At 44.4% G+C, this 23,544-nt stretch carries 14 protein-coding genes; 12 read left to right on the top strand and 2 right to left on the bottom strand.

From position 1 onward, the window contains the following. The first annotated feature begins 272 nt into the window (after positions 1-272). The 3 genes from DYD21_RS12495 to DYD21_RS12480 all read left to right on the top strand — a co-directional run bounded on the left by DYD21_RS12495 (position 273) and on the right by DYD21_RS12480 (position 4,376). Entirely contained in the window at positions 273-1,760 is a 1,488-nt protein-coding gene (locus DYD21_RS12495) for a Do family serine endopeptidase (protein ID WP_116037291.1), read from the top strand. 133 nt (positions 1,761-1,893) lie between these two features. Then, positions 1,894-2,871: a DnaJ C-terminal domain-containing protein gene (locus DYD21_RS12490; protein WP_158551632.1), complete on the top strand. Its 978-nt coding sequence runs from the start codon at positions 1,894-1,896 to the stop codon at positions 2,869-2,871. Positions 2,872-3,587: 716 nt separating this feature from the next. Further along, on the top strand, positions 3,588-4,376 hold the full coding sequence (locus tag DYD21_RS12480) for a S1/P1 nuclease (protein WP_116037283.1): 789 nt from the start codon (positions 3,588-3,590) through the stop codon (positions 4,374-4,376). A 51-nt stretch (positions 4,377-4,427) separates the two neighbouring features. On the opposite strand, the gene DYD21_RS12475 is transcribed toward DYD21_RS12480, so the two are convergent. Next, complete coding sequence (locus DYD21_RS12475) at positions 4,428-4,961, bottom strand: macro domain-containing protein (RefSeq protein ID WP_116037486.1); 534 nt, start codon at positions 4,959-4,961, stop codon at positions 4,428-4,430. A gap of 453 nt (positions 4,962-5,414) precedes the next feature. Here DYD21_RS12475 and DYD21_RS12465 point away from each other — a divergent pair, with 453 nt between their 5' ends. The 9 genes from DYD21_RS12465 to DYD21_RS12430 all read left to right on the top strand — a co-directional run bounded on the left by DYD21_RS12465 (position 5,415) and on the right by DYD21_RS12430 (position 19,546). After that, positions 5,415-5,885: a hypothetical protein gene (locus DYD21_RS12465; protein WP_116037277.1), complete on the top strand. Its 471-nt coding sequence runs from the start codon at positions 5,415-5,417 to the stop codon at positions 5,883-5,885. A 242-nt stretch (positions 5,886-6,127) separates the two neighbouring features. After that, complete coding sequence (gene clpB, locus DYD21_RS12460) at positions 6,128-8,764, top strand: ATP-dependent chaperone ClpB (RefSeq protein ID WP_116037275.1); 2,637 nt, start codon at positions 6,128-6,130, stop codon at positions 8,762-8,764. Positions 8,765-8,927: 163 nt separating this feature from the next. Then, positions 8,928-9,119, top strand: a complete 192-nt coding sequence (locus DYD21_RS20905) for a hypothetical protein (RefSeq protein WP_147303579.1) — start codon at positions 8,928-8,930, stop codon at positions 9,117-9,119. Between the two features lie 91 nt (positions 9,120-9,210). Continuing rightward, positions 9,211-9,369 (top strand): hypothetical protein, encoded by a 159-nt coding sequence (locus DYD21_RS21080; RefSeq protein WP_158551629.1) that lies wholly within the window; start codon positions 9,211-9,213, stop codon positions 9,367-9,369. 736 nt (positions 9,370-10,105) lie between these two features. Next, complete coding sequence (locus DYD21_RS12450) at positions 10,106-10,708, top strand: RNA polymerase sigma factor (protein WP_116037270.1); 603 nt, start codon at positions 10,106-10,108, stop codon at positions 10,706-10,708. 472 nt (positions 10,709-11,180) lie between these two features. Beyond that, positions 11,181-12,266 (top strand): FecR family protein, encoded by a 1,086-nt coding sequence (locus DYD21_RS12445; RefSeq protein WP_116037267.1) that lies wholly within the window; start codon positions 11,181-11,183, stop codon positions 12,264-12,266. 84 nt (positions 12,267-12,350) lie between these two features. Next, positions 12,351-15,728, top strand: a complete 3,378-nt coding sequence (locus DYD21_RS12440; protein WP_158551626.1) for a TonB-dependent receptor — start codon at positions 12,351-12,353, stop codon at positions 15,726-15,728. Between the two features lie 46 nt (positions 15,729-15,774). Further along, positions 15,775-17,529 (top strand): RagB/SusD family nutrient uptake outer membrane protein, encoded by a 1,755-nt coding sequence (locus tag DYD21_RS12435; RefSeq protein WP_116037261.1) that lies wholly within the window; start codon positions 15,775-15,777, stop codon positions 17,527-17,529. 277 nt (positions 17,530-17,806) lie between these two features. Then, the gene (locus DYD21_RS12430) at positions 17,807-19,546 is read left to right on the top strand and encodes a CRTAC1 family protein (protein WP_116037258.1); all 1,740 of its coding nucleotides are present in this window, start codon (positions 17,807-17,809) and stop codon (positions 19,544-19,546) included. Positions 19,547-19,826: 280 nt separating this feature from the next. Here DYD21_RS12430 and DYD21_RS12425 read toward each other — a convergent pair whose 3' ends face one another. Continuing rightward, positions 19,827-23,501: an FG-GAP-like repeat-containing protein gene (locus DYD21_RS12425; RefSeq protein WP_116037255.1), complete on the bottom strand. Its 3,675-nt coding sequence runs from the start codon at positions 23,499-23,501 to the stop codon at positions 19,827-19,829. Between the last annotated feature and the right edge of the window lie 43 nt (positions 23,502-23,544).

The raw sequence follows: 23,544 nt of genomic DNA, 5'->3' as shown, positions 1-23,544 counted from the left end.
GCCTCGGCCTATTTTTTTACATCTGATGATCGTTTGGAATGGACGTCCGGATCTGTAATGTCATAAAAAATATTCAGAATTCCGGAGTAAAGACCTGAATTTGCGACGGGTACAACAATAAATTCAGTCACCAAGCATTGTATGATCGAATGTGATTGATTGTACTATTTCCCGTCCTGAATGCTTGCATGTCGTTGAAGGAAGTAGCCACATGAAATTGATCAAAACGGTTATCAATAAACCTCAATCTTAATCAACAGATAGAAATACGTATGGACCGCATGACGAAGAGTATCGCCGCCGCAGTAGTAATTTTGGTACTGTTTTTAGGTATGAATTACGCGATAGACGGCGATTCCACCGGCGCCTCGGTATTTAATATGCCGAATTTTAATACCACTGCTTCTGAAAAAGCAGAAGATATTCCCATCCGAACACTTGCAGATTTTAACAACGCTATTGTAAATATAGCGGACAGAACCAATCCTACCGTGGTGACCATCACCACGCAGCGAACAGTTCGCGAGCAGGTTCGTAGTCCGTTTGATTTCTTTTTCCAGGATCCGCGTCAAAATCGTGAAAGGGAACGACAAGTTAGCGGCCTTGGGTCAGGTGTGATTGTTGATTCAGGTTCTGGTTATATTGTAACCAACAATCATGTAATTGAGAACGCCGAAGAAATCAACATTCGCCTATTTAATGGGGATGAGCATCAGGCAGAAATTGTGGGTACCGATCCCGGAAGTGATGTGGCAGTTCTGAAAGTGGATGTTCCGGATCTTCCCGCTGTACCTTTGGGCAACAGCGACAATATCCGAGTTGGTGAGATGGTCCTTGCGATCGGAAGTCCGCTTCAGGAGCGGTTTGCACATACGGTTTCACAAGGAATTGTAAGCGCCAGCGGACGGTCATTCCTGGGTCTCAACCAGTTTGAGAACTATATTCAGACCGATGCCGCCATCAACCCGGGGAACTCAGGGGGTGCATTGATTAATCTGGATGGTGAATTGATTGGAATTAATACCGCCATCGCCAGCCGGAGCGGAGGCAGCCAGGGAATCGGGTTTGCTATTCCCGTAAATATGGTGAAAAACGTGATGGAAGCACTTATCGAAGATGGGCGTGTAGCACGAGGATTCCTTGGATTAAATATGGGTGGCGAAGTGGATCGTACAATGGCCCGTGCTCTTGGCATGAGTTCTCCGCGCGGATTTATTGTGGGAGATATCACATCCGGCGGCCCTGCTGATAAAGCGGGAATTCGCTCAGGGGATGTGCTTGTAAACCTTAATGGCGAACGAATCAGGGATTATCATGACTTCCGTGTAGCGATTGCCAATTCTGTACCTGGAACCGAAGTTGAACTTGAAATTTTCCGGGATGGCGAAAATATGACTATTACGGTAGAACTTGGTGAACGGGATGCAGATGATGTTGCGGCTGTAGAACCAGATGAGAAAGAAGATTTGGTTGAGCGGCTTGGTTTTGAGGTAGATGACCTGACCGACAACCTCCGGCAGCAGCTCAGACTTCAGCCCGAAGTGAATGGGGTTATCGTATCTGGTATCAGTCAGCGAAGTTCAGCATACCGACAAGGATTACGCGAAGGTGATGTGATCACCCAGGTGGGTAGCCAGACTGTGGAAAATGAAAATGAGTTCTACAGTATTATGAGCGATTATGCTCAGTCTGAAAATGATGCGCTTCTGCTGAGAATTATCAGGCAGGGAAACAATATGTTTATCGCATTTGAGTTATAATAGTAATTGTTTTGGTTGAGGTTAAAAGCTGCCATCCCGCTGGATGGCAGCTTTTTTTTTGTCAATAATTCTCCCGATTATGATCTGGCATTACTTTTGCTTCTAATATTTGTAAAAGCCAGATTGAATGGATATGGATTATAAAGATTACTACAAAATTTTAGGTGTTGATAAATCTGCTACTCAGCAGGAGATAAAAAAGGCATATCGAAAAAAGGCGGCTAAATATCACCCCGACAAAAATCCGGACGACTCCACTGCTGAAACAAAGTTTAAGGAAGTGGGTGAAGCGTACGAAGTTCTGAAAGATCCTGAAAAACGAAAGCTATATGATCGTGCGGGCAGCGACTGGAAACAATATCAGCAGGGGGGAAGCAGAGGCGGCGGTGGTTTCGACTGGAACGAATATGCACGCCAGCAGGGTACCCGTCAGCGAGTAAATGTAGATTACGGAGATATATTTGGAGATCAGTCGGCAGGCAGGGGAGGTGCATCATCCGGAAGCCCGTTTTCGAGCTTTTTTGAAACTCTTTTTGGTGGAGGCGGATTTCAGCAGCAGCAAACTTCACGCTCAACAAAAAAACGTTCACCATCCAGGTCGGGTGGTGATACGGCGGCCAATGTAACTCTGCCTTTAAAAGATCTTTTCACAGATACCACGAAAACATTTAGAATCAATGGTGATAAGGTGAAAATTAAAATTCCCGGCGGAATTGAAGATGGAAAAAAACTGAAGCTGAAAGGCAGAGGAAGCAAATCAGATTTTGGGGTTTCCACGGGTGATCTCTATCTGAAAATAAACGTAGATATTCCGGAAAACATCGAGAGAAAAGGAAAGGATGTTTATCAGGATGTGGATATAGACCTCTATACAGCACTACTGGGCGGTGAGATTATTGTACCTACTCTAAATGGCAAACTGAAACTGAATATCCCTGAAGAGACGGAAAATGGAAAACTCTTTAAATTCAGCGGACGAGGACTTCCAGCTATGAACAATGGCGGAAAAAAAGGAAATTACTACGTCCGATGTAACGTAAAACTTCCAAAAAATCTATCTTCCAGAGAGAAGAAACTGCTGAAAGAACTTGCTGATATCCGGAAAAATTAGGGGATATTGTTTCGGTTAAACCCTATCACGTTTTATTTTTTTAATAACCGAGATGGTGCCCCTTCCTCATTCCCTCATAAAATCAGTGATGGGAATCGTCAGGATGACAAATGCCCTTTATTTTAAACAGAAATCGACCCTTGTCATTCAGAGCTTCTAATTTTGCCCAAAAGCCTACTCTAAGAAGTTTTAATGTAGTTAATTGGGGCAAAATAATTGAAAGGTGACAGTTTAAAGGTCCCCTCTCGAGAGGGGATTTAGGGGTGTGTTCTCCGGAGTCTTGATAAAACTGTAGTCGCATTCTGGCTCCGGCGCCTTCCAACACACCCCTCGGCTTGAAAATCTGCGTTCCGCAGTTTTCAAATCCATTTCCCCTCTCAAGAGGGGATTTAGGGTACATTCATTGAGCAGAAATCGCAAACTAAATCAAGAAATAACGCTATTTAAAATTTGTTATCGGTAGATCACAGGCAACGTTTTTTGTCTGAGTTGAAGAATCTCCATTCATTTGTTAAAAACTCAATCTATCGTTTCTATAATGATTTTTTCTAAAACTTATTTAAACATGGTACCCCTTATAAAGAGGGGGGGGAGATCATAATTTAATAATCAAACTGAAGTTATAGGCAATTTTAAAAAGGCTGAAACGCATCTGGATTGTGATGCCAAATATTTGAATATTAGGCTCCCTTTATCACTTTTAAAATTCTTCACACATGCACACGCCATTTTTCGCTTTCCTGATTCTTTTTTCAACATCACTTTTCAGCCATTCCGATTCAAATGATCTCCGCTGGGGACAGATCGGTCATTATGTGACAGGGCATATCGCAGAAAATCATATCACAGAAAATACAGCAGCCGAAATTGAGCGTGTGATTGGTAAAGAGACGATCGCATCAGCTACCGTCTGGATGGATGATATCCGGTCGGACAGCACATACGACTACACGAATACCTGGCACTGGGTTACCATTCCTGACGGGATGACCTACGATGAGACAGAGAAGAACCCGGAGGGTGATATCATTGCGGCTCTTGAGGAGAGTATCGCCAGGCTTAAAGAGGGCGGTCTTTCAGAGCAGGAGGAGTACGAGAGGCTGAAGTTTGTGATGCATATGGTTGGGGATATTCATCAGCCGCTGCACGTTGGAACCGGCGAAGATCTCGGCGGAAACCGAGTTCGCGTTCACTGGATGGGCAATAACAGTAATCTCCACAGGGTGTGGGACAGCGATATGATCAACTCACGGCAGATGAGCTACACCGAAATCGCAATGAATCTCGATGTTGTGGATGAAGACCAGGTTCGCGAATGGCAGTCAGCTGATGTGAGAGACTGGGCCAATGAATCCGTCAGTTATCGCGATGATGTGTACGATCTTCCGGATGACAATAGAATTGGGTATGAATACCGGTTTCAGAACTACCATATTGTTGAAAAGAGACTGGTTCAGGCCGGTGTGAGATTGGCAGGTGTACTGAACGATATTTATGACAGATAAGCCGATTGTTGCTTATTAAATTACAGAAGGGGCTTTGGCCCCTTTTTTATTTCAAATCTCCAGGCTTTTCAAAACTTCTGCATGAACGGAGTATGTCTTTTCATCAAATAAGACAAACGTCACGAATCGCAGCGATTTAGCATGTTTAGATTCATCGAGTACGGTTTGGATGGCGATTCTTGCAGCGTCTTTCATCGGAAAACCGAAGGCTCCGGTAGAAATTGCGGGAAAAGCGATCGATTCCAGCTGATTTTCCTCAGCCAAGGTCAGTGCATTTTTGTAGCACCTGGCAAGTAAAGTATCAGCCGGTTCATCTCTTCCGTACACGGGGCCGAGGCAGTGAATTACAAAACGGTTCGGCAGATTGGGCGCTTCGGTGATGACCGCTTCACCGGGTTTGATCGGTGCCAGCGGACGAGTCAGCTGCTCCAGTTCAGGATCACCGGCAGAGTGGATCGCGCCTGCTACACCTCCGCCAATCTTCAACTCAGCATTTGCCGCATTCACAATCGCGTCGGTATCATGCTGTTTTACGATGTTTCCTGTTTTTAATTCCAGTGTAATATTCTCTGTTTTTTTAATCATATCTGGTATCCCGCGCACAAAAGTGAACATTTCTATTGCAGATAACTCAAGATACAGTCTGTCAGTTTGTGTTGCAAAGCGCTTTTAATTGCCTGAAAATGCACTTTTTTTCGTGTTGATTTGACAGTTAATCAAAAAAATATAATCAAATACTATAAAATCGCTTCCACGAAAAAAAGAATATGTAAGCGATTTTTTAGGCAACAGATCCACCCCTATCAGAGTGATAAATTGTATCGATATTATGACAGTGTTAAGGATAAAAAAATGGAAGTGCTTTCAGGAAAAATATATGAACTTATGTCAGGACTATGACAAGTATTTAAAATTAAATCATTGTCAAATAGTTGTTTCAGCTAAGAAAATGCTGATAACTTAAGAGCGAACTAAAACAGTTAAGGCTGTGATAGCCTGGAAAGAAAATTACTACTTCAACTCAAAACCTACAGTACCATGAAATCAATAGTTAAATCACTCACAGCATTTCTTATCGTCGTGATAACATTCACGTCAGCAGAATTCGTAAACGCAAACAGCTCAACCGCTGATACATTAGGAACCACTGAATATGTGGACAAAGAAGCCGAATTTGAAAAAATGGAGAGATCACTTCTCTACGGCCTCAGTTCTGATGTGAACGGCATAGTTGAAGCTACTCTTTTCAATGCAATTTCATACAAAGCCTTAAACCCTGAATTCGAATCACAACGGGTTAATACAAGGATCACTGAATTTGCACTGAATGGCGATACGCACGTTGTGCGATATAAAGCACACCTTACTCTTTCATACCTGAAGGATAAAGAGAGCTTTAACGTAGCAGAATCAATTATTCCGCTTATTTCCGAGAACAAAGCAAATGACGCTTTTCAAGTGCTGGTAGATAGCATTCAGGAACGTCAGGTAGCGGAAAGCAGTAACTGATAAGATCCAGACAAACTTATAACGTCTAATAATATTTAAAGCGGCTCCGAGAGGGGCCGCTTTTTTTTATATCTGTATATACGGCTTTTAATATCTGCCAAAGAGAGCAAATTGTGCCACGTACAATTGCCAAAAGAGCAGTGGGGGTTCCAGGGAAGAGAGAAATCTGTAAATCCGTCAGATTCTGAACGGTGGTATGTTTTTAGCATCACATCAGATAAAAGAAAATAAATCTGACGATTATGAATTTTAATAAATTTACGATTAAGGCACAGGAAGCTGTTCAGGCTGCGATTGAACTGGCTCAGAACAGCAATCACCAGGCGGTTGAACCAGCTCATGTACTTACCGCATTTTTGAACGATTCTGAAAATGTGGTGATCACCATTCTAAAAAAAATCGGGGTGGCACTGCCGGCTTTGAGAGAAGAACTCGATCGGCAAATCAAAAGTTTTCCAATCGTGAAGGGTGCTTCGGTATCCGGCCAGTACCTGTCGAACAGTACAAAAACAGTGTTTGATGCGGCTCAACAGTATGCAAACGATCTGGGTGATGAATACATCAGTTCCGAACATGTTCTTATGGGAATTGTTGATTCAAAAGGAGATGCTGGAACCTACCTGAAAAATCAGGGCGCAACTCACGATACGATACTGGATGTGGTTAAAGGTGTGCGGGGATCACAAACGGTGGATGATCCCAATGCGGAAAGCCGTTATGAAGCATTGAAAAAGTATGCGCGTGACCTGAACGATCTGGCTGAAAAGAATAAACTCGATCCGGTCATTGGCCGCGACCAGGAGATTCGTCGCGTAATGCAAATTCTATCACGCCGAACAAAAAATAACCCGGTTCTGATTGGGGAGCCAGGTGTTGGTAAAACGGCGATTGCCGAAGGACTGGCGCTTCGGATTGTCCGGGGTGATGTGCCTGAGGGCCTGAAAACCAAACGGGTCATTGCGCTCGATATGGGTGCCCTGGTAGCCGGAACCAAATTCAGGGGAGAGTTCGAAGAGCGGCTGAAAGCTGTAGTGAAAGAGGTGATGGACTCCGATGGCGAGATGATTCTCTTTATTGATGAAATCCACACACTTGTGGGTGCCGGTGCCACCGAAGGATCCATGGACGCGGCAAATATCTTAAAACCATCGCTTGCACGGGGTGAGCTGCACGCAATCGGGGCAACAACGCTGACCGAATACCGCAAATATATTGAAAAAGATAAAGCGCTGGAACGCCGCCTGCAGACGGTTTTTGTAGGTGAGCCGAGCGTGGAAGATACGGTATCCATCCTGCGTGGGCTCCAGGAACGGTACGAGGTGCATCACGGTGTACGAATTACAGATTCAGCTATTGTCGCTGCCGCTGAACTATCACACCGATACATTTCCGACCGGTTTCTGCCGGATAAAGCCATTGACCTGATTGACGAAGCCGCCTCACGACTTCGGCTGGAGATCGACTCTATGCCGGAAGAGCTGGACAGTATTGAACGGCAAATTCGTCAGCTCGAAATTGAACGCGAAGCGCTGAAACGGGAAAAAGATGAGAGTAAACTGAAGTCGAACGAAAAAGACCTGGCTGATCTTGAAGAACAGCGTAAATCGATGCGGACGCAGTGGGATATGGAGAAAGGGCTGATCCAAAAAACCAGGGAGCTCAAGCAGGCAATTGAAACCGCCCGAAACCAGGCCGATCGCGCCGAAAGGGAAGGGAACTACGAGAAAGTTGCCGAGCTTCGGTATGGCACGATCACTCAGCTTGAGAAAGATCTTCAAAATACAAAAGAGGAGCTCAACGAAGTGAAAGAGGGGCGTTCGCTGCTAAAAGAGCAGGTTGAAGCAGAAGAAATTGCTGATATCGTCTCCCGGTGGACCGGAATTCCGGTGAAGAAAATGCTTTCCAGTGAACGCCAGAAACTGCTTCAGCTCGAAGGGGAACTTCATAAACGGGTGATTGGTCAGGATCAGGCAATTGAGGCTGTGTCCGATGCTGTTCGCCGTTCGCGGGCAGGACTGCAGGATGAAAACCGGCCGATTGGGTCGTTCATGTTCCTGGGATCAACCGGTGTAGGTAAAACCGAGCTGGCTCGTTCACTGGCTGAATTCCTTTTTGATGATGAAGACGCCATGATCCGGATCGATATGAGTGAGTATATGGAGAAGCACAGCGTCAGCCGACTCGTCGGATCGCCTCCCGGTTATGTGGGGTATGAAGAGGGCGGGCAGCTCACCGAAGCCGTTCGCCGTAAACCGTACAGTGTTGTGCTGCTGGATGAGATCGAAAAGGCCCACAGCGACGTTTTCAACATTCTGCTGCAGGTGCTGGATGATGGCCGCCTGACGGATAATAAAGGGGTAACGGTCGATTTTACCAACACCATTGTGATTATGACCAGCAATATCGGTTCTCACCTGATTTCTGAGGAAATTGAGAAAACGGGCGGGGAGATGGATGAAACAACCTATATGGAGCTGCAGAACAAACTTCTGGAGCGTCTCCGTAAAACAATTCGCCCTGAATTTCTCAACCGGATTGATGATGTGGTCGTATTTCATCCGCTGGATAAAACCCATATCCGTGAGATTGTGGATATTCAGCTCAGACGTGTACATGCAATGCTTGAGAAAAATAACGTGTCGTTGTCGGTGCCGGATAATGTGAAAGACTGGCTTGCAGTTAGGGGATATGATCCCGTGTATGGCGCCCGGCCGCTGAAGCGCGTGATTCAGTCGCTAATCATCAATCAACTTGCGAAACAACTGATTGAGCGGGAAGATGAAAGCCAGGGAGTGACCTACGAAACAACGATTTCTAAAGATGGGAATCGGCTGGAATTTGCCGAGGTATATGATGATGTAGAAGCGTGGTCGGATTAATTTGCGATGACGGTGGAAGGCTGTGAATCATTTGATGTCATGCCGTGCTTCGACACGGCATCTCCCATTCGAGTTCGGACTGTGGACTCTGCCATTGGCTGAACGTTTCTGTGTGCTGAGATGGGAAATCGCGGATCAGGCTCCGCGATGACGGAAATAGATCATGAGTCAATTGATGTCATGCCGTGCTCCGACACGGCATCTCCCATTTAAGTCCGGCCGGTGGATTCTGCCATTGGCTGAATGGATTCTGTGTGCTGAGATGGAAGATCGCGGATCGGGGTCCGCGATGACGGAAATAGATCATGAGTCAATTGATGTCATGCCGTGCTCCGACACGGCATCTCCCATTTAAGTCCGGCCGGTGGATTCTGCCATTGGCTGAACGTTTTTGCGTGCTGAGATGGGAGATCGTGGATCGGGTTCCGCGATGACGGAAATAGATCATGAGTCATTTGATGTCATACCGTGCCCCGACACGGTATTTCCCATTTGAGTCCGGCCTGTGGATTTTGCCACTGGCTGAATGGATTCTGTGTGCTGAGATGGAAGATCGCGGATCGTGGTCCGCGATGACGGTCATCAAAACCTACTCATCATACTGAACTTCATACACAAGCACCCCGCGCTCGATGATAATCGTCTCACTTCTTCCATCAAACCAGTTCACCTCAAGAGATTCGGGCATTCCGCCGATTCCCATCATTTGTGTGATGCACTTCCTGGGGTGGTAACCCGATCCGATTGTTGGTGTTTGCGGGTTCAGTTATAGTATTTCAGCATACTACCTTGGAAAGTGCCTCTCAGAATACGCAGTTGTATTTTTGAAAAGTCTTGCCTGCCATTTATCCTGATTTTGGAAGTGTCCATTTCCATCGTGAAGCTCAGGAGTTCATCTTCCCATTGCCCCTTTCCCCAAAGGATGCCCGCGGCAAAAGGGGGGGCACTCCAGAATAAACTCCACTCCGTATCGATCAAAAAGGTATGGAATCCAAGTCGATACCTTGTGGGCTTTGCCCCGAGGTAGTACATTTAAATAAGGTGCCCGTAAATCCATTATATATAGGTATATATTACGACACTGAAGGATTTATCCAAGTTCAATGATTTTTGAATTCATCAATGATTTCTGAATACAGCTAAAGTATAAATTGAGAAAAAATAAACGAAGTTACATATCCGACTCTTGTTTATTTTCAAAGTTATAGTTATTTAAAATCAGGATATTATGTGAAGTCTTGCAAAAAGTATTGCTCGTAATTTCGTTTCCCTTAAACTTAGAATGCAGCTTTATTTTTTGTTTGCATTCATTAACTATTTTCTAAACGTGGGGGCACAGCTATGTTCTTACAGTCGGATCATTCATATAATTCAGGCCAATGGAATGATGAAGATTTATGGAAGGAGTTTCTGAATGGACGACAAGAAGCTTTGGGAGAGGTTTTTTTACGCTATTATACCCGTCTCTACAATTATGGGATGAAATTAATGCATAGTGATGATATGGTGAAAGACGGGGTTCAGGAGTTATTTTTAAAACTCTGGAATAACCGTGAAAGCGTTGATCATGCAAAATGCGTGGAATTTTACCTGCTATTTTCGCTCAGAAGAATTTTGTTTGATCAAAAAAAGAAAAGCATGTCCATACATCGGCGTGATCAAATATATATGAGCATGAATTCTGATACTTTGCAATCCATGGAAGAGAGCATTGTAGAAGGAGAGCTTGAAAGTGAAAGATACAGAAAATTCAATAAGGCGATGAAATTGCTCACCGGCCGCCAAAAAGAAGTACTCTATCTGCGACTCCAGCATGGATTGACTAACCATGAAATTGCTATTCTTTTAGATCTTTCTGATCAAAGCATAAAAAATTACGTCTATGAAGCCATAAAACATTTGAGAGAGTCTATTTATGGCCATCTATTGATAGAGGAGTTTTAGAAAGTTGACAGCTAACTATTATGAAGTTTGCAATTCCCTAAAATTCAAAGAGATCTTATTACCGAAAATAATACCACATCACGGACATTCTTCGGAATTTGGCCGTCTCAAATTTTGCCCCTCCTAAAAACCTACACCCCAAAAAGCCTGAGTGCAGGAAGCGTAATTCTTATTTTATCTCTTTTAACCTGAGTTCGATTCTTAAATAATGACATCAAAAGTCCCCCTTAGAAAAGGGGGATGCAGGGGGATGTTCACCAAACTTAGAAAAACCGATGAACACCCCTCTAAATCTCCCCTTTTTAGGGGAGACTTGATACCGAATAAATGAAATATATTATTAATCGAACTCAGGTTTTTAATGTATCAATGACCGATTTCAAGAAATCTTAAAATATTTTCCGGTACTATTGTTTGTTGTCTCTGTCTATAAAATTGTGTTTAAGGTTTAAAAGAACTACAAAGCCGCATAATGGAAGACAACTACTTAGAAGACTTATTATCTGACGACTCCTTTCTTCGTTTCATAAAGAAAAAAGCTTCTGCCGCTGAACATAAGCACTGGGTTAGTTGGCTTAAAGAAAATTCTTCTCACCAAATTTTGTATGATCAGGCCATGCAGCTCATTCGTTTTACTTCCAAGAGTGAGCGAAATATTCCTGATCCGATTATCGAAATCAACAAAATAGAAAAACTGATAAAACGCGAAGGGAGCTATAAGGTTAAGAATCCTATAAAAAAATTAAATCAAACCAAGCATAGGAAAAAAAACTATTGGCCGGTTGCAGCCGCTGCCGTGGCAATGATTGTTTTATCCATGTATACGATTTTCGAAAATTTTGAGGTGATTGATTATGAGGTTATTGAAATTCCGGCTGTCCAAACATCATCAGAATTTTTCACAAGCTTTGGAGAAAAAGTTACACTCCAGCTTTCTGATGGTTCCAGTATTATTTTGAATGCCAATTCTCATCTTAAGTATGCTTTTACAGGTTCAGCTAAAGGTACACGTGATATTGATATTTATCTGCAGGGAGAAGCGTGGTTTGATATACAACCTGTAAATGCTGATGGTAAAGATAACCGAAAAATACATATACATACACACGATGGTATAATTGAAGTACTTGGAACTACCTTAAATGTGCAGACATCAAAAAAAGGCACAAGAACTGTACTTGAAAAAGGCATTATCAAAATTGAAAGTTACCAAGAGAATGGAGTTGTTGAATCGAACAGTATGATAATTGAGCCAGGCCAAATGGCATGGTACATGTCAGGACTTGAAAAAATTGAGGTCAAAGAAGTTGACCCTGATATCTATACTTCATGGATTCGGGACGTATGGGTTTTTGATCAAACCCCACTTACAGATGTCGCAGCAAGAATTGAATATGTATTTGGAGTTAAAGTTATTTTCCCATTTGAGAATATTCAGGAAAAAACTATCTCAGGAAGTATCAGCAGCGAAAACCTTCAGCTAATCATGGAAGGCATTTCTGAAGCTGTGGATATTTCCGTCGCCCATCTCAATAACAACATTATTATTGGAGGATAAATAGATATAGATCATGAGTAAAACTTCTTATTTCTACCCAGAAAAGCGCTTTCACACTGAACACGTAACCTAAACATGATACATATGGAGCGAATGCAACGATTGATATGCCTTTTATTGGCAGCATTGTTTATGCAATTTACGGGTGCCCTGGAATTAAATGCCCAGGCAAACGAGAGCTCATTGGCATCGGTTTATTCATTTATGGATAATCAAACCGATTCTGAAGTGAGTCAGATTCCCATCAAACATCTTTTGAATGATCTTGAAAAGAAGTTTAAAGTCACATTTCTATATCACGATCGGGTGATAGAGGATAAGTATGTAGATCTCAGTGGATTATCCATTAATGAGATTACAGGGGATGAGCTGAGCGGTTTTTTTACGGCACTTAACCTTGATTATACTCAACTCGATGAACAGACTATTGTCATAACAGAAAAAGATGCTGCACCTGTAATTGAGGAACAGGAAACTATCAGTGGCGTGGTAAGAGATGCCGCAACAGGCGAAAGCATGCCGGGTGTAAACGTGGTAGTTGAAGGTACAAGCATAGGCACAAACACCGGTCCTGATGGCTCATATGAACTTACTGTACCTTCTTTGGATGTGAATCTTGTATTTACTTTCGTGGGTTTTCAAAGACTCGTAGAACCCATAGATGGAAGAACTGAAATAGATGTTCAACTCCAAATGTCTGTTTTTTCTGGTGATGAGCTGATTGTTGTAGGCTACGGTGTTCAGGCACGGGAAACTCTGTCAGGTTCAGTGAGTAGCATTCAAGGGCCGCGGCTTGAGCAGATTCCTGTAACTAATCTTGCAAATACTCTTAGCGGTAATCTGCCAGGGATTGTAACGGTTAACCAAAGTGGGGAACCCGGTTATGATGGGGCCCTCATTCGGATTCGTGGAGAAAGTACGCTCAATAACAACCAGCCCTTGATTGTAATAGACGGGGTTCCCGATCGCGCAGGCGGATTGGACCGAATCAATCCCCGGGATATTGAAAGCGTTACAATTCTGAAAGATGCTTCTGCAGCTATTTACGGCTCCAGAGCTGCAAATGGAGTAATCCTGATTACCACAAAGCGCGGACGTGAAGGAGCACCACAGTTTACGATTGATGTAAATCAGGGCTTTAATCAGCCTACCCGGATTCCCGATATGGCAGATGCGGCTACTTACATGCAAATGCTTAACGAAGTTGACAACTACAGAGGCCAGGGGGACCGTTTCACGCAGGCTGAAATTGATTGCCACCGGTTGCAACAAGATGCCTGGGAGTGCCCTGATACGGATTGGTTTAATGAAGCACTTAAACCTGTTTCACAGCAATCCCGACTGGATATGTCTGTTGCAGGCGGAAGTGAATCCATGAGATATTTCATATCGTTCAGCGGTTTAACTGAAGATGGATTCTACCGAAACAGTTCAACACGTTATAATGAATACGGTTTTAGAAGTAATCTTGATGGGCGGCTTTCTGATAACATAACATTATCTCTTGATGTTTTAGGACGTTATGAGGACCGGAATTTCCCCACAGCAAGTGCGGGGCAAACATTCAGGATGTTGATGCGGGGTAAACCGAATGAGCATGGTTTTTGGCCTAATGGCCTACCTGCACCGGATATTGAAAACGGTGTGAACCCGGTGGTAACCGGTACAGATGCTACCGGATACGATAAAGATGAAAGGTACTATTTCCAAAGTAACGCGAGGCTCAGTATAGATGTACCGCAAGTAGAAGGGCTCTCATTTACAGGTACTGCCGTGTTTGACCAGGATTTCAGAGAAAGGAAACGATGGCAATCGCCCTGGACTTTGTATGACTTTACAGGTTTCGATGATAGCGGAGAACCTACGTTTAATGAAAGTCTTGTACCGAACAATGATGCAAACCTGCAGCAGTGGTCAGACCAGGGAAGAAATATACTTCTTAACCTGGTGGGTAATTACCGTGTGGATTTTGAAAATCATACCTTAGGCCTGTTACTTGGGACTGAAAGTCAGCGAATTACAAATTCAGGATTTAATGCGTATAGAAGATACTTTGTTTCCACAGAAATAGACGAGCTTTCTTTCGGTGGTGAAGATCAACAGAGTATTGGCGGGGGAAGTTCATCATTGGGTGACAGACCTGATCATGCAACCAGACTGAACTTTTTTAGCCGTGTGAATTACAACTTCCAAAGCAAATATATGGTGGAGTTGATTGCTCGATATGATGGGTCCTATATCTTTCCCGAAGATAACCGATTTGCATTCTTCCCCTCTGTTTCTGCAGCATGGCGGTTAACACAGGAAGATTGGTTCAGAAATGCAACCGGGTTTTTTAATGAACTGAAACTGCGAGCTTCTTATGGCCAAACAGGAAATGACCGTATTGAACCTTTCCAGTTTATGAACACCTTCCGTAATGGTGGTGGGTATATTTTTAATAATACTCCCGGCCAGAGCATCTTTCCGGGGGAAACACCCAATAGGAATGTAAGTTGGGAAGTAGCTACACAATTTGATGTTGGTATTGAAGCTTCCATGTTTAATGATCAGCTTGCATTTGAAATTGATTATTTCACTGAAAACCGTAGTGATATTCTTTGGTGGAGAAATGCTTCTGTGCCGCAATCAGCCGGTATCAGCCTGCCGCGGGAAAACATTGGTGAAGTGGATGCGTGGGGTTTTGACGGTAGTGTATCATGGCGCTCACAAATCAGTAACAATTTCATGTTGGGCATTACATTGAATGGTGGTTATGCAACCAACAAAATTGTAAACTGGGATGAACCGCCCGGAGCACCGGAATGGCAGCGCTCTACAGGCAGACCCATGAATACCGGTCTCTATTACCGGGCAATCGGTGTGTTCCGTGATCAGGAACATGTAGACAGTATGCCAAGCTGGTCAGGAGCACGTCCTGGAGATTTGATCTTTGAGGATGTTAACGGAGACGGCGTTATTGATGCGGATGACAGGGTAAGAGTTGACAGAACCGGGCTTCCTAAATGGAATGGTGGCTTAAATATCTCCGGACAATACAGAAACTTTGATTTCCTGGTCTTCTTCCAGGGAGCCGCAGGTGCATCTCAGTATATTTCCACAGAATCGGGAGATTTTGGAAACTACTTTAATGATTTTGCCAGAGACCGATGGACTCCAGATAATACGAATGCTTCTCAGCCAAGAGCTTACCAGAGAACTGAAGAGTATTGGATGTCGAATGCAAACACTCACTTCTACTTTAACACGGATTACATCAGGCTAAAAAATATGGAGGTAGGTTATAATCTACCCGCCAGTTTAATGGACCCTATTGGAATAAGCAGAATGAGGATATATGCGAATGGGTTTAATCTCCTTACGTTCAGCGACTTCTGGATGGATCCCGAAGCCAGGAATGCGGCCGGGTCTTTCTATCCGCAAAAACGAATCTTCAATTTCGGATTATCCATGGCATTCTAATGAAAAAGTTCATGCAAAATTCCAAAAATTTTAATCATATGTATATATGAAAGCTATAATCAACAAATTAGTACTGATCATCCTGGCTGGGATATTTGCTTTCTCAGCCTGCGATACGGAACTGTTAAACGTAAGCCCTACAAGTCAGCTTACAGATGATACCGTATGGAATGATGTTGCACTGATAGATCTCTATCTGGCTGACATTTACCGAAGAATGCATCATGGACTTGATGAAGTGATGCTTGAGTCATTGACCGATAATTCACATTTTATTCACGGTTACGGCGTCCCCGATATTCTGCAGGGAAATGCCAGCGCAAGCAATATTGGTGCTTTTAACCGTGGTGACCTTCAGCATTTCCGATGGGGGCATCTCTATTCTGCAATCCGGCAGACCAACATTATGCTGGATAATATAGAAGAGGCACAGGTTTCGGAAGAAGTGCGAAACAACATTAAAGGTGAAGCACATTTTTTACGTGCGTACTTCTATCATAACCTGGTACGGGCTTACGGAGGCGTACCTATTATTACGCAGGTTTACGGACTCGGCGATGATTACGAAATAGCCCGAAATACGTTTGAAGAAAGCGTAAACTTTGTGGTGCAGGAAGCTGAAAGAGCTGCTGAACTTCTCCCGGTAGTACCAAGAGATTTAGGAAGAACTTCCCAAGGTGCCGCATTGGCGCTGAAATCAAGGATTCTTACCTTTGCAGCAAGTGATCTATTCGTAAGTCCTGAAAGTAATTTAACAGGGTACACATCCGGAAGCCAGCAGGCAAGGCATCAGGCTGCTGCCGATGCTGCAAAAGATGTGATCGATATGGGTGAATATGAACTATTCAACCGGCATGCCGATCCTGCTTTAAATTATGAGCAAATTTTCATCGTGAATGAAGATCACGAGGAAAACATCTTTGCGCGTTACTTTGTAGGATCACGAGACTGGAACGACCGATGGCTCCCTCATCAGTTTAACGGGCCAAACGGTTACCGGGGGTGGGCAGGGAATACCCCGGTTCAGGCTTTTGTTGACGCCTTCGAGGTGGCGGATGGAACCGAATTCGATTGGAACAATCCGGCACATGCAAGTGCGCCTTATGAGAATCGCGACCCGCGGTTTTATGCATCCGTTCTGTATGATGGTGCTCCATGGGTAGATCCTCCCTCTTTCAGGGAACCTTATGATGCCACCGGACATATTCAAACATTCCAGGAAGTAGTAACACCAAATGGGACTTTTCCCGGTGTTGATACCCGAAACGGCCCAATTGAGGATTGGAATGGAGGCTACTCGAGATACTACCTGAGGAAGTTTATCGACCCAACGATGCCACCACAGCAAAGGCAGGAAACCCCTTATCCTTTTTTCAGGTATGCTGAAGTTATACTGAACTATGTGGAAGCAAATATTGGATTAGATAATGAAGAAGAAGCACGAACCTATCTGAATATGATTCGCGAAAGAGCAGGTATGCCGGATGTAGCTGATAGCGGCAATGAGTTGGTTCGGCGCTATCAAAACGAACGCCGGGTTGAACTATTTGGTGAGGAGCACCGATATTTTGATGTCAGGCGCTGGATGATTGCTCCTGACGTGATGAATCAGGATGCTCAGGGAATCAGGATTACTGCAGAAGCAACAGATCGAAGAGACAGAAGCACATACAGTAATTTTACGTATGAGTTAATGGATATTCCATCTGCCCGGTCATGGAATAACAGCCATTACTTTTCACCCATACCCTTTGATGAGATGAACAGGAACAGCCTTTTGGTTCAAAATCCCGGGTATTAATTGATCCCGGCTGAGCCAGAAATACTTTAAAACCAGGAAAAGCAAACCAATTAATCTGCTATCTTTGCAAAAAGGTAGCAGATTATTTGTTTCAGTCAGAAATACGAAAAAGTAGAATGGAAGACAGAATAGTTGAATTGGTATAATATTCACTGAAAAACCCATTGTAAACGGTGTTAATAACAGACGTACGAATTCTATTAACTCTCTTATTGTGTTTCTTTCTAATTGCAGGATGCCAGTCAGATGGTGAATTGAATTGAATAAGAATAAGGTAGTGAATAAGAAAAAAACCGTTGTAAAAAGTATTTTTTTATTAGTCATTGCGATTTTATTGATAGCCGGATACTTCCTCTTACGTGGAGGAATGGGTATTACATCCACAGAGGCTGACCCGGTTTTTTCATTTGAAGATGCCACGTCATCAAGCGGCCTTGATGCTCATTTAAATCCTCCTGTTAATAATAATAATCCATCATACCTTGAGATTATGGGGGGTGGTGTAGCTGTAGGAGATATCAACGGTGATGGTTATGAAGACATCTTTTTTGCTACCATGTCCTCCTTTATTCCACATGAATCTCGTGAATACAGTTCGGCGCTCTACCGTAACATGGGAAATGGAACCTTCGAAAATATAACAGAGGAGGTGGGGCTTGATAACATCCATGGATATCCGATGGGCGCCCTCTTTTTCGATTTTAATAATAATGGCCTCCAGGATCTATATGTTGCAGCATTTGATGGCGGGCAACTATTTGAAAACAGGGGGGGCTATTTTGTGGATGTTACTGAAGAAGCAGGCCTCAGTCTCGAAGGCCTGTGCGGTGAATTGCCCTGTATGGCGGCAGCACCTTCTGCAACTGATTATAACAAAAACGGATACCTGGATTTACTGATCGTAAACAATGTAAGCTGGGATATTAATGATGAACTTGGTTATGGCCTTCGGGCCATTCTGCCATTTAACTATAAGGCACAGTCTGTGCTTTTGTTCAGAAATAACGGTGATGGAACTTTTTCAAATGTATCTGAAGAAAGTGGTGTAACTAATTTTGATACCTTTGGCCAAGGAAATGATGGCAAGGGATTGTCGGCGGTGTGGACAGATGTAAATAATAATGGCTGGGCGGATGTATATATTGCCAACGATACTACTCCAAGCCGGTTATACGTAAATAATCAGGACGGCACATTCAGGGATATATCTATTGCTGCAAATCTCGCTGAATTCAAAAGCAGCATGGGAATTGACACTGCCGATTTCAATAATAACGGTCTTTTAGACCTTGTAACAACAAATCTGGAAGGCGATATGGTTTCGCTGTTTCGAAATTATGGTTACTACCGTTTCGACCATGTAACCACATCAACCGGACTAATACCAAGTGGCTGGGGATCCGGATGGGGGGTGCTTTTTGCGGATCTCGACTTTGACGGCCATCAGGACCTGGTAATCGCAAATGGAGCTTTACTTGAAGCCATTCATAAAGAGAAAGAGAATGAAAATATTTTTTTCCGAAATGATGGAAACGGAAGGTTCAGAAATGTAAGCGATGAAGTTGTACAATTTTCCAACAATGAATATTCCCGTGGAATGGCACTGATTGATGTAAAAAATAATGGGCTACCTGACCTTGTTATTTCTAATATCAATGGTTCAAAACCTCAGCTGCTCATCAATAGAACAGAAAACAGCAATAACAGAATCAGGCTAAATCTGGAGGGCGGGAAATCTAACAGAGATGCGATTGGAACCAGGGTTTATGTGGAAAGAGAGGATGGATTGATTATGAATCAGATTGTGAAAGCCGGGAACTCGTATCAGAGTACAAGCAGCAAATCACTTTTTTTCGGGTTGGGAGAAACAGGCATCAGCGAATTACGAATTCAGTGGCCATCCGGCCGAACGGATGTATTTTCAGATGTGCCAGTGAACCGGATTATTCACATTACAGAGGCAGCTGAAGACGATGAACAATCAACTTTAGATATTCGGGATTTTAATGTGATGTGAACTCATCTGAAGTCATGCCGTGCCCCGACACGGCATCTCCCATTTGAGTTCGGCCGGTGGATTTTGCCACTGGCTGAATGGATTCTGTGTGCTGAGATGGAAGATCGCGGATCGGTGTCCGTGATGACCGTGGATGGCTGGGTGCTATTTGAAGTCATACCGAGCCCCGACACGGTATCTCCCATTTGAGTCCGGCCTGTGGATTCTCCTATCGGTTGAACGTTCTGCGTGCTGAGATGGAAAATCGCGGATCGGGGTCCGTGATGACGGTCATCAAAACCTACTCATCATACCGAATTTCATACTCAAGCACACCGCGCTCGATGATAATCGTCTCACTTCTTCCATCAAACCAGTTCACCTCAAGAGATTCGGGCATTCCGCCGATTCCCATCACCTGAGTAAAGCTGTTTTGGGATCTGTACCCGGACCCGGCCTGTAAAGTTCTAAGCGGTCCTTTTGACCCGTTTTCGTAGGTGATGCGGATTGAGGAACCAACCGCATCCCTGTTTGTGTCCGGACCGATGAGGGTTACCCGAATCCCTGATGAAGGAGTCCGGTTTTCGAATAGCCGGGTTTCACCGCTGTTTTGGGTTACCACAAGATCGGTCTTACCGTTTCTGTTAAAGTCGGAAATGGCGGCACCACGCTGTTCACCATATACTTTTATTCCGCTTTCCCGGCCCGGCTTGGGAATAAATTGTCCCTCTCCATTACCCATCAGAATAAGCCCGCGGCCTGCATCCTGTCGCGCGATCTCAGGGGGGTATTCGAACGAGTTCTGACTGATAAACAGATCTTCATTTCCATCGTTATCAAAATCGGCAACAATAACGGAATAACCGTTGGAGAATTGAGCTTTTGACGGAAGGGGATGAGCTTCAAATCCATCACCGGTATTGATAAATACCATATGTTCAACCGTGTTGATTTCCTTATAGGGTACATTGGCAAAATCCATATCAAAAATTTTATCAACCGTGGATTCTGAGAACTCGGTGTGGCTTTGTACATTTTGCAGAATGGTTCGTACCGAACGAAAATCGAGTAGTTTCCGCCGCGGCACGTATCCGTTCATCTCTTCGTGATAGTAAGCATCCACGATATCAAGTTGGTTGTTGAGGTTTAAATCTTCATAGTAGAGCCGGATCGGGTGATCGGTATTTGTTCTGTAAGGAGTATTCCGTCCGATATTCACAGCTACAAAATCGGTCAGACCGTTATTTGTGAAATCTCCCGATGCGATTCCATTCCACCAGCCTGTGTAACGATTGAGCCCCATTGCGTTTGTGATCTCTCTGAATTGTCCGTTTCGGTTTTCATATAGTTTGATGGAGCCCCATTCCGTGCTTACTAACAGGTCCTGGTATCCATTTTGGGTGAAATCAGCGAACAGTGCGCTGCTAACCAGGCCGGCATCCGCTAAACGTTCCGAATTGGCTTCATCCAGCGTCAGTTCACCGTTTCGGTTTGTAAACAACCTGGAGGATGCGTTTCTGGGGTATCCGCCAGGCAGAAAACTTCCGCCCACAAAAAGATCTACATATCCGTTTCCGGAATAATCTGCGGCGGCAAGAGGGCCGGTAGTGGAGAGGACTCCGGGAATGGAATCTGTGACGGCTTCCCCACCATCCCGGAATTGAAAACGGTAAGCAGATGGCACACCGGGATTTCCCTGTTCATAATTTGCACTCCCAACCATCACATTCCGCTGATCATTTTCACTCCACGCAATCACAGCGGTTTGATCACCGGGAGCTTCCCGGGAGGTTGGATCTGTTTGAATGGGTGAAAAATCTCCATCCCCGCTGTTTTCAAACACAGAGAGTGAACCGCCGCGACCGCTTGTGATCAGCAGATCATCAAACCCATTTCCGGTGACATCAAACCACGCGGCACCGGGACCCTGGCGGCTGAGCTGTTTTGGCAGCAATGGCTGAACTCTCTGAAAATCGTTATAGGAGCTTTCATGATGAATGTGATTAATCCGGTCGGATATATCGGCAAAAAGCGGCGTAGCAGGTTGATAAGTGTTTTCCGGCTCCGTAGTCTCCACGGCGGTTGCCTCCTGATCAATTTCATACAAACGGTTTGGCTGAACATTGTTGATGATACTCTGAGTCCCATCCCGCCAGGTAACCGTAATCGTGTGATCGGGGTTTGATTCATCTGCGGCAAAGACCACCTGTTTTTGAGAATCAGAGAGGTAAATGCTGCCTGATACCATCTCTTTTTGCTGGATGACGGGACCGCCCGATAGCTCTATCTTGGCGCCGATTCCAGCCGTATTTGGACTTTTTCCCGCCAGACGAACGGCAATTCTGGGATTGTTTGTCCGGTTTTCGTAGATCACGGCTTCATTATTAAACCGGTTAAAAATCAGGTCGAGTGTTCCGTTGTTGTTCAGATCCGCCGCAGCCATTCCCATGGAGATATCATCTATAGTGAATCCCCAATCCCGGCTGACGTCCGAAAAGGTCATATCACCATTATTCTGAAAGAGCTGATTGCCCAGGTTCAGCACCGGGAACTGCATAAATTCACCCTCTTCGAACAATCTGTCGCCCATCTGCTGGTATCGCTGATGAATCTCCTGTTGGGCATCCATATCAAGATAATCGCGGTAGAAGCCGGTTGCCACGATGAGGTCTTCATACCCGTTCAGGTTTACATCCATAAAAAGGGTAGCCCACGACCATTCCGTCGCTTCCAGCCCGCTGTAGTAGGGGATCTGGGCGAATGTTGTGTCTCCGCGATTCAGGTAGACAGAGTTGTGGTTGTGATGTGTGCTGCCGTGGTATTCGCCCATGTAATCGGAATATTGACGAATTCTCCTGGAGTGATCGCCGCTGAGCATTTCAGTTACAACAAAATCGGGGAGTCCGTTTTTATTCAGATCGGTAAAATCCATACCCATGGATGAATAACTTTGGTTTTTAATCGCATCAGGCGGCACTGTCTGAAAGGTGCCATCGCCGTTATTCAGCCAGAAGCGGTCAGGAGTCCAGAAATCGTTGGTGATATAGAGATCCGGGGCGCCGTTTCCGGTGATGTCGCGAAAAGCGGGGGTGAATCCCCAATCCTGGAGCAAGCCGGCTTCACCTTCATCATTCAGGATGAAGTACTCATCAGGGTTTGCTTTTTCAAATGAGCCATCTCCGCGATTGATATAGAGTTCATCATAAGCGCCTGATTCCTGGCGAAATTCCTGGCCATCGATTTCAATAAACTGGTAGAATTCTTCAAATTCCGGCAGGACGGTCATCCGGCCATCTTGCTCAATGGCGGTGTTTTCCATGGAAAGATCATCCGGTCCATAGAGATCGCGGACTGATTCAAGCCTGTAATTTGCGATATATAGATCCAGCAGGCCGTTACCGTTGATGTCCGCCAGGGCCATGGAGTGGGCACCATTACTTTCGCCCAATCCGCTGTTTTCATTTATTTCAAATCGTCCTTCACCATTATTCAGATAGAGAACGTTACCGTCAGACAGCGAAGTGATCAGAATATCGAGGAAGCCGTTACCGTTTACATCAGCCATGGCGACTCCGGTGGAATTAAATCCTTCATGTGCAACGCCAGCTTGTTCTGTGATGTCTTCAAATGAATATCCACCCCGGTTTTCAAACAGCCTGTTCGAACCGGTCAGGCTTGCAAAATAAATATCGGGATAACCGTTCCCTGTCACATCACCTACAGCGACTCCGGAACCGTTGGAGTAGTGGCGGTTTTGCTGTATAAGATCGTCGGGTACATCCAGCCGGAAATTAATGCCTGTTTTGCCGGACGAGAGTTCTCTGAAGCCTGTATCCCCGAAAAATGAGGTTTGAAGTTCAGCCCACCTGTATCCCTCTTCTTCAACCCAGTTCAATTCTCCGTCTGATGAACAGGCGGATAAGATCAAAAGCATCAGAAGTGATAAAATGGATATTGCAATGTGTCTTAGAGGCATAGATCAGTTTCGGTTCGTATGTCAGGTAAAACAGATATCACCA

This window comes from Rhodohalobacter sp. SW132, from assembly GCF_003390325.1.
Taxonomy (GTDB): Bacteria; Bacteroidota; Rhodothermia; order Balneolales; family Balneolaceae; genus SW132.
Note: the sequence above shows the minus strand (reverse complement) of the source record. Positions and strands in the feature narration are given on the sequence as shown.